Here is a 12522-nt window from a genome sequence, read left to right on the forward strand (position 1 = left end):
TATTTATGCACTAGCCTGGTTGCTTGAACCCCGGTCATCTCCTCCAACGTTACCAAAGAAACGGTATAAGCCGAGTTGTGACTTTTTTTTGATATTCCGTATACCCGGGTAAATCATGGGCGAGTATTTTTTCCTCATTTAGAATACGAGCAACTAAAATGGATAAGAAGACAGGCGCCAAAAGCAGTGTCCACCATGAACCGAGTGCAAGCGGTGTACCGATAAAAAGAAAGATGGCGCCCAAATACATCGGGTGACGAACAAATCCGTATAGACCTGTGGTAATTACTTTTTGACCCTCCTCAACACGAATATTGGCGGCAGCATAGGTGTTCACTTTTGAAACAAGATAGAACACGTAGAATGAAAACACTATAAACAGATCACCAAGGATCGAAACGTACCACGGCACGAATGACCAACCATAACGGACATCGAGGGGCGGCAGAATGATAAGCACAAGGCACATGATATAGAGAAAAAAGATAATGATTTTCTGAGTAGGTTCCTTTTCATACGATATCCCGACTTCAGTACGCCGCTTGAGAAGCGCAGGATCATGTATTGCAAGATATATGCTGTAGGTAGCGGATGCACTAATAATTACCACTAGATAAACCCAGCCTTGCCAATAGTTCAGAGTACCTGCGGGAATAAAAAGAAGCGCCAGTATCACAAGCGTCCCTAAAGTTGAAGATCGAATCATCTGTCTATGGAGAGCGTTCATATCTACTTCTTTTTTGCAGAAGTTATCTTTAAATTATAGAACTTTAGCTTATCTTACACTCAAAAACACCTAATGTAGCTACTTGTGAATCCGTTTTTTCTTTAGCATCCACTGATTTTTTTTGTTCCAATAGAGACGAATCTTTAAACAATACTTCCAGTACTGAAATCGATGTAAATTCAGCCGAAACTTCAGCATGCCCCTTTTTCATTCCGCGTACTGAACTGTCTAGATTCTGAGGATTAGGTATTCGATTTTTTTGAAGAATACTCATAAACAAACGTTCTCCCTCCAAACGATCAGAAGCATTTAATATAACTTTGCAATAAACTCGATTTTCATCACTAGCCCATTCAAATCCAGTTTTTTTCTTTAGTACATCGATTATCGCTGCTCTATCTTTTCCACTAATAGCCATATTATCACCAATAAAATCATATATTAATCAGGTGATTCGATTGTAATTCAATCGTTACAACCTCTAAATAGAGTTTAAGTCGAGTTGATTCATTAACAATGTTACCAGGCCCGTAGTCTGTTTGCTTGCAACCTGGATTTCAAAATCCCAATTAATAAATTCCTTTACCAATTCGCGTTTTACTGGATTAATGAATAATAAGGAACTGATTTTGATATGTCCGGTTGCAAGCAACTAGGTACGACCGATTCTCTCTTGAAATTTTTTGGAGATTTTATGTTCATTCGACTGTTAGTCATAGCAATTTTAGAGTTCTTGTCTTGCACATTAGCATTTGCTGTTGTAGAAACGCTTTCTATTCCAGGGAAAATAAATCAGGTCATTTACATCACTTTGGACGGAGTTCGTTGGCAAGATATTTATCAAAATCACCAACATTTACCAAAATTTTGGCAAAAACATGCGAGCAAGATTATTTTTTATGGAGACCCTTCAAGCAACACGCCGATGTATACTGCTTCCGTACCAATCAGTCTTCCTTCGTATCAAAGTCAAATGGCAGGAGCAGTACAACCCTGTGCAGATAATAAATGTGGGAGGATTAAAGTTGAAACATTGCCCGAAGCCATTATTCGGCAATTGCATCTATCTAAAAAGGATGTGGCAATTTTTTCCTCTTGGCCTGAGATTGGCTATGCTGTGGAGCACGTTGCAGGGACAACATTCAGTAATAATGGAAATGAATTAGTTACGGATCCTGAAAGTTTAAAGCCGGATCAGGTAATGAACGAGTTGAATCAAAAACAAGTCCATGACCACCCTAAAGGCAAAGATCGTTATGATCGATACACCTTTGCACAAGCATGGCATTATTTTGTTACCTATAAACCTCGCTTCTTATGGATCTCATTAAATGACGCCGATGAAGCAGCCCATGCAGATAATCTAAAGTCCTATCATCAGGCATTGTCCTATTATGATGACGTACTCGATGAAGTTTTGAGCTATTTACACATTAAGGGAATAGACAAACACACCCTGGTCATTGTCACAACGGATCACGGTCGTGGGGATGGGAACAATTGGATAAATCATGGACCAGAGTATCCAGAATCTAAGAAAATATGGGCCTTTGTGATGAACGGACGATTGGTTCCCATTACCCCGAATGAAGAGAGTAAACCATATAGTTTATTGTCTATTCGCCCAACTATTGAAAAGGCTTTAGGCTTGGATAATCAATAGGTAAAAAAGAAAAAAGTAACTCATAATGTATTTATATTCATTTGAATAATAAGCTATATTTATATTACATATATCAAAAGGAACTGATATGGAACCAACAAATATTGATACGCTTCATCCTGATACCAAAATTATGCAACGCCATAGAGGATGGTTTTTAGGTTTTGGAGTTTTACTCTTAATCTTTGGTATTATTGGTTTAGGAATGGACATCTTCTTAACCATAGTCAGCATGTATTTTTTCGCCGCCTTACTCCTGATTTCAGGATTATCGCACTTTGCTGATGCGTTTAAACATAAAGAATGGAAAGGTACAGTTTGGCAAATTCTCGTTGCCATACTTTACATCATTGGCGCCCTTATCGTGTTATATGATCCCTTATTAGCATCAACCATCATTACTGCGTTACTGGCGTGGACGCTTATTGTTATTGGTATTGTTCGCATTAGCATGTCCATATCCTTACGAAATACAATGGGTTGGGGATGGATCTTACTTGCGGGAATATGCTCCTTAATACTAGGGATTATGATTCTTGCGCACTGGCCAATGAGTGGATTATGGGTCATCGGATTGTTTATTGCGATTGATATGATCATCAGTGGTTGGACTTACATCTTAATCGCAATTTCTTTACGCAACAAGGCTTAGCCTGATTGCCATTATAGGTAGGTTGGGTTGGACCCAACCTACCTAAAGATACAACATCCAAGCTACAGAAATAGAAATACACGTTCTTTTATTTCTGCTATTTTTTTTAAGTTATAATAAATTTTCAAGGAACGAATAATTATGAAACTACTACCCATCGTCGCTGCTCTTTTGACAACTTCCTCACTGAGCTTTGCTGCATCTATTTCTTCCATGAGTAAAACGGAGGTAACTGAAGCCATAACGGATAAAACGATCACCACAATATCAGCCGCTACACTCAACGATAAAGTACTCGCCAATAGTTTTACCGGCTACTATGGTAAAGACGGTAAGATGATGGGCGGATTTGCGAAGCAAACTGAGGGTGCTCCACAAAACGATAAAGGAACTTGGCTCGTAAAGGATGATGGCAGCGTTTGTATGACTTGGGAGCACTGGTTTAATGGAAAGGAAGAGTGTGTTTATTTTTATAAGCTTAATAACGGATTACTCGTTGTAGGAGCAAACCAAGATTTTGAAAGTGTTATCTTATCCTCTGATATCAAATCAGGTAATCAAACTACAACCTCTCCTCAAAACAAATAAATAATTTTATTCTCTGATTGCAGCTTTAATAGCAATCAGAGAATAAATTAACCATTCCCATATGTTTTCTGCCAAAATTTTGTGGGTAGATTTTATGAATTTGGCTCAATTATCTATCCGGACACATATTGATTCTGTCACCACAATTTCTTGATAAGATCTAAGAAATAATGTAAAACGGCGCACCAGATGAAATAAGAAGGAAAAAAATGTCCTATAAAAAATTTTCTATTGGGTATCTGACCGGTTCACAAAAAGCGACCCAGAATCATCTATTATCAGATACGCTTGTTCCACAGACTCCATATACCTGGGGACAAATGTTTTTTAAACCATATGAGTCGACTACAGAATATCTTTACTGTGCTCGTCATACATTCATGCCTGCTGCCTTCCTCGGTTGGATTATTTTTGATCCGATGCGAGCAGTCGAAATACCTTTGATTGTGTTAGGTATGGTTGCAATATTATATGGAGTAGAGACAGCAGGTAAAGGAATAGGGTCGAACGCCATATCCTCATGGGCCTTTGAGGCAACAAACACTATAGTTGAATATTTTTGCCAGGCATTAATCGATCTCCTCTTACTCCCTGTATCTGCTACAGCGATGTTAACACGGGTTGCATCGACCGCTTTAAAAGAAAGAGGTCTTTATGATTTTGATGCTCCCACAGTTGAACCCGTAGCGAATACGATGTAACCAGTTAGTACTATTAATTCTGGGTTATACCGCAAAAGAGCAACTATAAAATTTAAGAACGTTGCTCCTTTACTTTTTCGTAGGGGGCTGTCCTAGCTCACATCTGCACTGACACCCCGGTTTCTTTAGGATAGCTCTTCTAACCGATGAAATGGTTTTGTCATATCCTCATTATAAAAATAGACTATATACAATTAAAAATAAGACTTGCGCCGCAGTGACGGTTAGTCCGTTTTGTATCATTGCTTTGACATTTTCGCTGCCAGCAAATCCCATTGCAGCAAACATATTGGCACCAGGATAAGCATAATTAGTAACCCGGGTTGCGAAAATCATACATAAAGCGAATGCGATCATGGGCAATTGCATCTGAAGCACACTTGGATAAAAAAGCTGATGCAACATTTTAATAGTTGCTTCCGCCGCACCAGGCATGCCAAATGCACCGGTGAAACCAATTAGCATGGATAATATGGGTTTGCCGCCTAAATTTATTAAGGGGGTTAATAGTTCTGTTAAGGCACTAAATCCACCTGCTTGATGAATTAAAACCATAAAAGGATCAAATAAAATAAACAAAAAGAAGAGATGCAGACTTTTTTGCATTCCCTTAACTAACAATTTAAAAATTTGCTTTAAACTTAATTTACTCGCCAATCCCGTACTAAGCGCCAGAAATAACATGACAAAAATAACATAGGTGGTTTTTGCCTGAGCAAATAATCCATAGATTACACACGCGATAAAGGACATCAAAAAGAACAATGTAGTGCGCTTTTGTTGTTTACTTGGCACAAATGGCTCTGAGGTGTCCTCATCATCGCATGACTCATGCGCATACTTTCGTTGTAAGCGGTTCGCCATAACCCACGTAGTGATTAAAGTAACAAGGGCCACTGGAAGCGATGCATAGAGTAGCACCGTCACATAATTTAGTCCTGTAACGCCCAGTAACGCTACGACTGGAGGTGCAAAAGGCCCAAGAATTAAAGCTTCTTCAGCTGAAGCCTGCATTAACACAGCCAAACTGGGGCGCGATAATCCCACAGAACCTGCAATAGGGCGTAAACTGGGTGCTAAAATTGCCAATCCTCCAGCCAAGGTGCCTAGCAAACCTACAATAATAAAAGAGGAAAGTACAATGCCAATTTTAGCGCGGCGTTGTGTATTAATCCCAATCCCATAAACAATTTGGTGCACCAACGTATGACTGACCTGAGTATGGGTTAAGACCTCGCCTAAACCATGGCCTAACATGATAATAAAACCCACTAAAGCCATGAAGGAGCCTAGAGCACTCGCCATAGAATTTCCAATGTCAATTGGACTGCTTAGATTCCACAAATAGCCTAATCCCACACAAATTGCAGTCGCTATTAAGGCATCAACATTGCGAAATAACATTACCGCATAAAGAACAATAATGCCTAAACTAGCCAGCTGAATGTAAAATGACATTAATGGATCACTCCAATCTGATTTAATCCTTGGATAATACCTTCAATCCCCAAACCAGGTTTGTCTGACAAAATAATCTTATTACCAAGACGCTGCGCCCCGCCAAGAACATAATTGTCACGAATCAAAAAAATAGGATCAAGGTCTGCATAGACGATATCCGGCTTACTTAAAGCAAAACTGGCTATCGCAGCAATTCCAATGGGTGACTCCAGCATACAGCCGACCATGATTTTCATTTGTGCTGTTTTAGCAATATTATAAATCGCTTGCGCATTCTCAAGGCCGGCTGATTTCATTAACTTAATATTGACCCCATCACAAGCATCAATTTTTGCAATATTCAGAGTATCTTCAGGAGAAAAACACGCCTCATCAGCAATGATAAGACACTCAACCTGTTCACTAATCGCCTTTAAGTGCAGGAGATCTTGAGCACGAATAGGTTGTTCGACCAAAGGAATATTCAAATGTTGTTGTTTCAATGAATCAATAACCGTTAAAGCCTCTTCATAAGACCATCCCTGATTGGCATCGACAAGTAAGGTAATAGAACTACCTACCGCTTGACGAATCGCCTGGACGCGTTTGATGTCATCAATTGGATTTAATCCTAATTTAATTTTTATCGTTTGATGCCCTTGATTGACGAGCTCAAGGGCATCCTGAACCATAGCATCAATCTCTTTAACGCTTATAGTAATGCACGAGCTAATGTTGTTCGTATTACCACCTAGCAATTTATAAAGAGGTAAACCACAGCGTTGGGCAAATAAATCATGCAATGCGATATCTATGGCTGCTTTTGCAGAAGTATTCCCTGCTAGGGATTGATTATTCATTTGGAGTAATAAATTCAATTCAGCAATACTTCGTCCAATTAACTGGGGGCCAAGAATAGTTTTAATTGCAGTGATAATCGACTCTGTACTGTCCCCAGTAATTGCTGGAGTTGACGCGGCGGAACCATACCCCCAATTGCCACTATCCGTTTTTATCATGACCACTACATCCTCAACGGATTCGGTACGTCGTACGGCAGTTATAAATGGGCGAATTAATGGAATGGTTAATTGCGCAATATGAATCTCCGTAATCTTCATCTAACCACCTTTTTTAAAGTTTATTGCATCTAAAAAACATTCTCTTTTCACGTTAGAAGAATATTTTTTAATGAGATGAGCGCATTATTGTGGACTACACAAACTTCGTTGCTTCATTAATTGAAAAGAATCTTACATGTCAACATCCGTTAACTCCCCTTTAATCAATCTAACTTGCCCGTGTATTTTTAGCAATTGTTGTTCTTTAAATTGAAAATAGGCAATTACTTCAGCTTCAATAGCCAAATCATTCAGATTGATTCCTTTAGGATAATACAAAGCAAAGACTTCATTGCCTACTTCAACAATGTGCTTATATTCAATGTGGGTTATTTGCATGTTCTGCTTTTGTTCTATGACATGGACAATATAATCATCATGGTTCATTATTACCCCATTTATACATTGCTCATATTTTGGATGAAAATAGTGTTTTACTGTGGAAGCCACATCCAAATTTGGATCATAAACAGCCTCCCAAATACGTTTTAATAGAGCAGTATAAGACATAAGGAATACTTTGATTTAATAACTTAACAGTGAGTAATAATTTTATTATTGTGACATCATAACTTAATTATGTGTTTTGAGGACAACATAATTTTTAAGGTAAATAGCTATTGCTTTTCATACATCTGCTGGTTACTTTACTGATCTATTTTTTCTATTTTTCATCTTTAATTCAGGAGACAACATGCAACAACCCACTGTATTTAAGATGGGCTTTCTTTTTTTAATGACCGGTTTCTGCTTTCTTAAAGCACACGCTGTTCCTGTCGTGCAAGTTCCTGACAGAATGCGTATTCCTGAGTGCAAAGATATTCGTATTCCTAGCGTTGAAAACATACAAATTAGTAATGAAGGAACTCTTTATCGTTTCAAATTTGCGCTCCCAACCTGTGGGCATGCGTCGTATCAAAATCACTATCCTACAGCCTATATCGTTCAAGAACTTGTCGAAGATTTTTATAAAAGCGGCACGGTGAAACTCACCGTAACTCAAGACCCTCCCTCTCAGCCTCTAGCCAAAGACACGTTTCTTCTTGAAGTAGAACAATCACTTTTTGGCAACCGCTTTGCTTTTAGAGAAGAAGTACAGCTCGTTTATGAACGTAACTACATTCATATGGTCAACCAATCGCACATCATACCCGGCAGTGTGAGCAAAGCGCTAGAACCCTACCAATTCTTACGCGATATCCAATGGAAGAATGATTGCGAACAAGAATCAGCAGGCTGGTGCTACACCTGGGATGGATATTTTTCAATGACTTGGGAGTGGGATGGCCACCAAAATGTAGAGAAGATGAAGAACTATGTAATCCAAAACATTTTGCCCCAAGCTTTTGCAGAAAGTTACATTCGATACGAAAAATACATCTATAAAATAGCCAATCCTACCCAATAATTTGAAATAAATTACGCCACATATAAATAACGAAACCAATGCACGAATACTGTCCTGGTTGCAAGCAACCAGGGTAGAAAAAAAAGAAATACGTCAATCCCGAATGCAGAGCCGCCAATTTACCTTTAAGTTGTACGTGACTTATAACAATACCCACGTCCCGCGGTTTGTCCGCGGGATCCAGGGAGTGAGGCACTAAGCCTTGTTTTCCTGGATACTGCGAACAAGTCGCAGCAGTAGGGCTCAGTGGCGTCAAGGAAAACTTAAGGTGAATTGGAAGATGCCGTGAGGAATCTCCAGAAGATGACTTGGTCCCGAATACCTCGTAAAGCCTATCTTTAATAGCAAGCAATCAGACTTCCAATTAGAAAATCACAATAATTTGAACTAAAATTAATCAGATATGCTAAATGATAATAGTGACCATCTCTGGAAACGTGCCAGGATGATTTTTATACTTTGTTCACGTTCATTAAGACACGGAAGGAGGAGCGAAAATGAAAATATTGATGGTATTAACCTCCCATGATCAACTGGGCAATACGGGACATAAAACAGGTTTTTGGCTTGAAGAATGGGCGGCGCCCTATTATGTATTTCTCGATGCAGGGATCGAAGTGACATTAGCCTCACCTAAGGGTGGACAGCCTCCAATCGATCCGAAAAGTGATTTGCCAGAAAATCAAACTCCTGCAATGGAGCGATTCAAAAAGGATGACAGGGCGAAAAAGGCACTTTCCCAAACAGTCAAACTTGGGGACATAAAAGCGGAGGATTTTGACACCATATTTTATGCAGGTGGTCATGGTCCATTGTGGGATCTTGCCGAAAGCTCCGTTTCAATCAAGTTGCTGGAATCCTTTTACAATTCCGGAAAACCAATTGCTTTGGTATGCCATGCACCAGGCGTGTTACGTCACGTGACCTACAAAGGCGCACCTATTGTGAAGGGCAAACGTGTGACTGGTTTTTCTAATAGTGAAGAGGATGCCGTGAAACTTACCGAAGTGGTACCATTTCTCGTTGAGGATGAGTTGAAACGATTGGGAGGACGTTATGAAAAAGTTCCCAATTGGCAGAGTTTTGCCATCACCGATGGCCGCCTCATCACAGGACAAAATCCAGCCTCGTCCACTGCTGCAGCTCAAGCACTTCTGAAGCTCATCTCGCATAACAAGAAAGCAGCATAGATCTAAACCTCTATTTTTCCAAAACTCTATGGGGACTGCCTGGCTCTCATGCCAGGCTTGTACCTTTAATTTTAGAGAACATTTACACCTCCACGCTTGCATATATATTTAACATTTTAATTGAAAAATATTCGTCATAAAAATAAAATAAGCATCCGACAGATATGGGTAGTTACCTGTATTTTCTACAGTTTTAAAATACAAGAGGCTCTATGCAAAGTCATATTGAAATTACAAAATTAAATCGTGGTGAGTTATTAAACCTGGCACTTAGTAAGCTCATCGCGTATAAAAATGAAAACCCTGACGCAGTGAATGAACAATATAACTTTAGCCATCTACCTTATGAGTTAGAAGATTTAGCTGATCTTGTCTTTTTAAGAAAATATAGACCTCTGAACGGCTTGTTTCCATCTTCCCATTATATTTGTCACGTAAATAAGATGATAACCTGTGTAGAACAAAGACTCGCTCAATTTAAAATGGGTAAAGCCATGGTTGATCCAGTTATTGATCGCTTGGGAGAAGAGTTAAAATTATCGAAGAACGATGTAACTACATTGAAAAAACTAGCGTATGTACCCCTCGATGACATGCCTTATGCTGAAGGTTTATCCTATACAGCCTTGGACATCCTTAAAGAAAAAAAATTGCTTGAATGTGATTTGGCTCAATCTAATATAGCAATAAAATTAATCGAAAATGCATTGAAACTTTCCATAAATGATGAGTCAGCCGGCCTGCCTAAACGTCCTGCATTTCTGTTGGCAGAAATGTATGCAAATGCAAGAAAAGAGGTCATAGGTATCGTTAAATTTAATCCAGAAAAAGCGTTGTTTTATTTAAAAGAGGCATGTGAGCATGGCTCAGCAACTGCAAAAAAATTACTGTCAGAAAAAAACCCAGTGATGGCTTTATTAAAAGAAAATGGCATGGATATTAATGAATTAAGCGCGTTATGCCAATTAAGTATGTTTGCCCAACAAGAAACTCAACCAAAAATTATACCTTTAGAAACAACCAACACCATTAGCCTTCAATAAAGACTGTGCCAACTTAACCTGGTTGCTTGCAACCAGGCTACAATCCCAAACTATACATTAGATAGATGCTGCCAAAATCCTTCGTGCACCTTAACAGCCTCTTCTTCAAAATAAGGACCATTCGATCTTATTGTCCTTTTTCCTTGTTTAAAAATTACATCACTAGGAATCGCAAAGCCCCCATCTGCAAGCTTTTCTAATGTTTGTGCAGAACACCCGAAAACAACATGAGATATTCCTGCCCAATAAATCGCTCCAGAACACATGGCACAAGGCTCAGTGCTAGTATAAAGGATGGTCTGTTTTAAAATATCCTCAGAAAATTGTTTAGAGGCTTGTCTGATTAATTCCATTTCGGCATGCGCCGTCACATCGTGCGATGTTTTAACTAAATTTTCTGCTGTTAAAATAACCTTTCCTCGATACACGAGTAACGCACCGAAGGGATGATTACCTTTTTGACGAGCCGAATAAGCCAGTTGAAATGTTTTATCCAAGAATGGCTTATGTTCTGCAGAGAGCTCTGTCGCAAATCCTTGCAAAGACAATGCAGATAAAAATATAACCTTAAGGCATAAGTTTAATAAAAAAAAATCGTGTTTGAATGTATACATAATGATTGCTCCGTATTGAATAAACAATTAAGAAGCCATCACCAAAAACCTAAAGACATGTTCGATCAGGATGACTTAGAGAGTACCGAACATTAACGATTTTCTTAATCCAAATTAAATCAAAATACTTGGCTGATGACAACGTAGTGGGGACCTGATTACTCACTACCAGTATTAATGATGTCCAATCCGTAACAACCGAAGCAACTGATTTGCTAACCGAAACTATTTAATCTAGATTATAAATAAGGGAAATAATAACTAATACCAGGGGAACAACTTATTGTATGTATTCCCAATTCAAGGACAAGACCTATGTCGCTATTAATCAATTACATGAAGACTTTACGTTTTCTTTTAAGACGGAATGACTTGAACGCTTTTGTCAAAGAGCACGATCAGCTGTTCTCTCTTGCGAAACAGACTCATAATCATGCAGTCGTTGCCTCCCATTACTATGACCTCATGGCGGAAGTAATTGAGATTGCTTACGGCACCAGTTGGGTTTTTTATCCGCCCGAGCATGAGGGGCAATCGCGCGAAGAGACCATTTCGAACTTACATAAACAAATCAATTCAGTCCTCGGCCTGTTACCCGGGAATACCGCGCTTGACATGGGCTGTGGTCTTGGTGGCGCAGCACGTGATATTGCCCGTCTTTCTCAGGGGAAAGTATTCGGTGTCACCTTGTCACAAGCAGAAGTAGAGCGGGCGAATGCCTTAAACCGTGAACAAAAGCTGGATCACCTGTGCGAAGTCACGCAGGGGGACTATACACAAAATTTGCCGTTCCCTAATGAATTCCTGGACTCAGCTTACAGTATTTACTCACTTAAATACATTTCAAAAAACCTGCTTCCACAAGTATTTGGAAACGTCCATCGTGTACTGAAAGCTAATGCACGATATGTAGTCTATGACGCGATTTTGACCTCTAAATATGATGCGAACAATCCGCAGCATCGCGCACTTGTTGAGCGAATTGAGTTTGTGACGGGCATGCCACCGCTGCACACGAGCGAAGATCTGATCGATGCAGCTCGCAGCGTGGGTCTAAGCTTAGTGTCTGAAACAGAAATTTCAAAAGATCTTGGGTGGAGCTATTTTTTTACCGAAAACAAGCTTCTAGCTGGCGCACTTCGTTCTCGGACCGTGGGGAGCGCAATTTTAGGTCTTGAAATGATTCGCCTCTTTCCTAAAGGATTCTCGGCATTTTACAGCACGTTTATTGCAGGAACCGTTAATGCCCTGGTCGATGCGGACCGCCTAGGGATTGTGTCGTTCTCGCGATTATTTGTCTTTACTAAGGCCGACTCCTGATGTTTTTTAAAAAAGGAGTCACCTCGCAAGATCGTTACACTATTATGAATGACAC

Annotated in this window: 14 protein-coding genes; 8 read left to right on the forward strand and 6 right to left on the reverse strand. The window is 39.5% G+C overall.

The genetic code is table 11. The features are described 5' to 3' along the window. Positions 1-49: 49 nt before the first annotated feature. Together ACWTEW_RS33405 and ACWTEW_RS33410 are read right to left on the reverse strand one after the other, a co-directional pair. Positions 50-727, reverse strand: a complete 678-nt coding sequence (locus ACWTEW_RS33405) for a methyltransferase family protein (protein WP_454782287.1) — start codon at positions 725-727, stop codon at positions 50-52. Between the two features lie 43 nt (positions 728-770). After that, entirely contained in the window at positions 771-1145 is a 375-nt protein-coding gene (locus ACWTEW_RS33410) for a hypothetical protein (protein WP_454782288.1), read from the reverse strand. Positions 1146-1421: 276 nt separating this feature from the next. Here ACWTEW_RS33410 and ACWTEW_RS33415 point away from each other — a divergent pair, with 276 nt between their 5' ends. From ACWTEW_RS33415 to ACWTEW_RS33430, 4 genes are all read left to right on the forward strand, one after another. After that, positions 1422-2390, forward strand: coding sequence for an alkaline phosphatase family protein (locus ACWTEW_RS33415; protein ID WP_454782289.1), 969 nt, complete (start codon positions 1422-1424; stop codon positions 2388-2390). Positions 2391-2478: 88 nt separating this feature from the next. After that, positions 2479-3042 carry an HdeD family acid-resistance protein gene (locus ACWTEW_RS33420; RefSeq protein ID WP_454782290.1) on the forward strand — a complete coding sequence of 188 codons (564 nt, stop codon included), beginning with the start codon at positions 2479-2481 and terminating at the stop codon, positions 3040-3042. A gap of 141 nt (positions 3043-3183) precedes the next feature. Then, on the forward strand, positions 3184-3630 hold the full coding sequence (locus tag ACWTEW_RS33425) for a hypothetical protein (protein WP_454782291.1): 447 nt from the start codon (positions 3184-3186) through the stop codon (positions 3628-3630). Positions 3631-3839: 209 nt separating this feature from the next. Further along, positions 3840-4331 (forward strand): hypothetical protein, encoded by a 492-nt coding sequence (locus ACWTEW_RS33430; protein WP_454782292.1) that lies wholly within the window; start codon positions 3840-3842, stop codon positions 4329-4331. A 171-nt stretch (positions 4332-4502) separates the two neighbouring features. Here ACWTEW_RS33430 and ACWTEW_RS33435 read toward each other — a convergent pair whose 3' ends face one another. The 3 genes from ACWTEW_RS33435 to ACWTEW_RS33445 form a co-directional block, all read right to left on the reverse strand. Continuing rightward, entirely contained in the window at positions 4503-5789 is a 1287-nt protein-coding gene (locus tag ACWTEW_RS33435; RefSeq protein ID WP_454782293.1) for a TRAP transporter large permease subunit, read from the reverse strand. Next, positions 5789-6892, reverse strand: coding sequence for a dipeptide epimerase (locus ACWTEW_RS33440; protein ID WP_454782294.1), 1104 nt, complete (start codon positions 6890-6892; stop codon positions 5789-5791). The genes ACWTEW_RS33435 and ACWTEW_RS33440 overlap by 1 nt, the downstream gene beginning before the upstream one ends. A 132-nt stretch (positions 6893-7024) precedes the next feature. After that, positions 7025-7402: a hypothetical protein gene (locus tag ACWTEW_RS33445; protein ID WP_454782295.1), complete on the reverse strand. Its 378-nt coding sequence runs from the start codon at positions 7400-7402 to the stop codon at positions 7025-7027. A 184-nt stretch (positions 7403-7586) separates the two neighbouring features. On the opposite strand from ACWTEW_RS33445, the gene ACWTEW_RS33450 reads away from it, so the two are divergent. From ACWTEW_RS33450 to ACWTEW_RS33460, 3 genes are all read left to right on the forward strand, one after another. Next, positions 7587-8300: a hypothetical protein gene (locus ACWTEW_RS33450; protein ID WP_454782296.1), complete on the forward strand. Its 714-nt coding sequence runs from the start codon at positions 7587-7589 to the stop codon at positions 8298-8300. Positions 8301-8797: 497 nt separating this feature from the next. Next, positions 8798-9490 (forward strand): type 1 glutamine amidotransferase domain-containing protein, encoded by a 693-nt coding sequence (locus tag ACWTEW_RS33455; protein ID WP_454782297.1) that lies wholly within the window; start codon positions 8798-8800, stop codon positions 9488-9490. 212 nt (positions 9491-9702) lie between these two features. After that, on the forward strand, positions 9703-10533 hold the full coding sequence (locus ACWTEW_RS33460) for an SEL1-like repeat protein (protein ID WP_454782298.1): 831 nt from the start codon (positions 9703-9705) through the stop codon (positions 10531-10533). A 50-nt stretch (positions 10534-10583) separates the two neighbouring features. On the opposite strand, the gene ACWTEW_RS33465 is transcribed toward ACWTEW_RS33460, so the two are convergent. Beyond that, positions 10584-11147, reverse strand: coding sequence for a nucleoside deaminase (locus ACWTEW_RS33465; protein ID WP_454782299.1), 564 nt, complete (start codon positions 11145-11147; stop codon positions 10584-10586). A 315-nt stretch (positions 11148-11462) separates the two neighbouring features. Between ACWTEW_RS33465 and ACWTEW_RS33470 the strand changes: the two genes are divergently transcribed. Beyond that, complete coding sequence (locus ACWTEW_RS33470) at positions 11463-12467, forward strand: SAM-dependent methyltransferase (RefSeq protein WP_454782300.1); 1005 nt, start codon at positions 11463-11465, stop codon at positions 12465-12467. The last annotated feature ends 55 nt before the right edge of the window (positions 12468-12522 follow it).

The sequence above is a fragment of the Legionella stuttgartensis genome, from assembly GCF_977063405.2.

Bases quoted from the DNA above. Each gene is read 5' to 3' on its own strand.
- ACWTEW_RS33425 (WP_454782291.1), top strand. From the start codon at position 3,184: ATGAAACTACTACCCATCGTCGCTGCTCTTTTGACAACTTCCTCACTG.
- ACWTEW_RS33445 (WP_454782295.1), bottom strand. From the start codon at position 7,402: ATGTCTTATACTGCTCTATTAAAACGTATTTGGGAGGCTGTTTATGAT.
- ACWTEW_RS33465 (WP_454782299.1), bottom strand. From the start codon at position 11,147: ATGTATACATTCAAACACGATTTTTTTTTATTAAACTTATGCCTTAAG.
- ACWTEW_RS33470 (WP_454782300.1), top strand. From the start codon at position 11,463: ATGTCGCTATTAATCAATTACATGAAGACTTTACGTTTTCTTTTAAGA.
- ACWTEW_RS33420 (WP_454782290.1), top strand. From the start codon at position 2,479: ATGGAACCAACAAATATTGATACGCTTCATCCTGATACCAAAATTATG.
- ACWTEW_RS33410 (WP_454782288.1), bottom strand. From the start codon at position 1,145: ATGGCTATTAGTGGAAAAGATAGAGCAGCGATAATCGATGTACTAAAG.
- ACWTEW_RS33415 (WP_454782289.1), top strand. From the start codon at position 1,422: ATGTTCATTCGACTGTTAGTCATAGCAATTTTAGAGTTCTTGTCTTGC.
- ACWTEW_RS33455 (WP_454782297.1), top strand. From the start codon at position 8,798: ATGAAAATATTGATGGTATTAACCTCCCATGATCAACTGGGCAATACG.
- ACWTEW_RS33435 (WP_454782293.1), bottom strand. From the start codon at position 5,789: ATGTCATTTTACATTCAGCTGGCTAGTTTAGGCATTATTGTTCTTTAT.
- ACWTEW_RS33440 (WP_454782294.1), bottom strand. From the start codon at position 6,892: ATGAAGATTACGGAGATTCATATTGCGCAATTAACCATTCCATTAATT.
- ACWTEW_RS33430 (WP_454782292.1), top strand. From the start codon at position 3,840: ATGTCCTATAAAAAATTTTCTATTGGGTATCTGACCGGTTCACAAAAA.
- ACWTEW_RS33450 (WP_454782296.1), top strand. From the start codon at position 7,587: ATGCAACAACCCACTGTATTTAAGATGGGCTTTCTTTTTTTAATGACC.
- ACWTEW_RS33405 (WP_454782287.1), bottom strand. From the start codon at position 727: ATGAACGCTCTCCATAGACAGATGATTCGATCTTCAACTTTAGGGACG.
- ACWTEW_RS33460 (WP_454782298.1), top strand. From the start codon at position 9,703: ATGCAAAGTCATATTGAAATTACAAAATTAAATCGTGGTGAGTTATTA.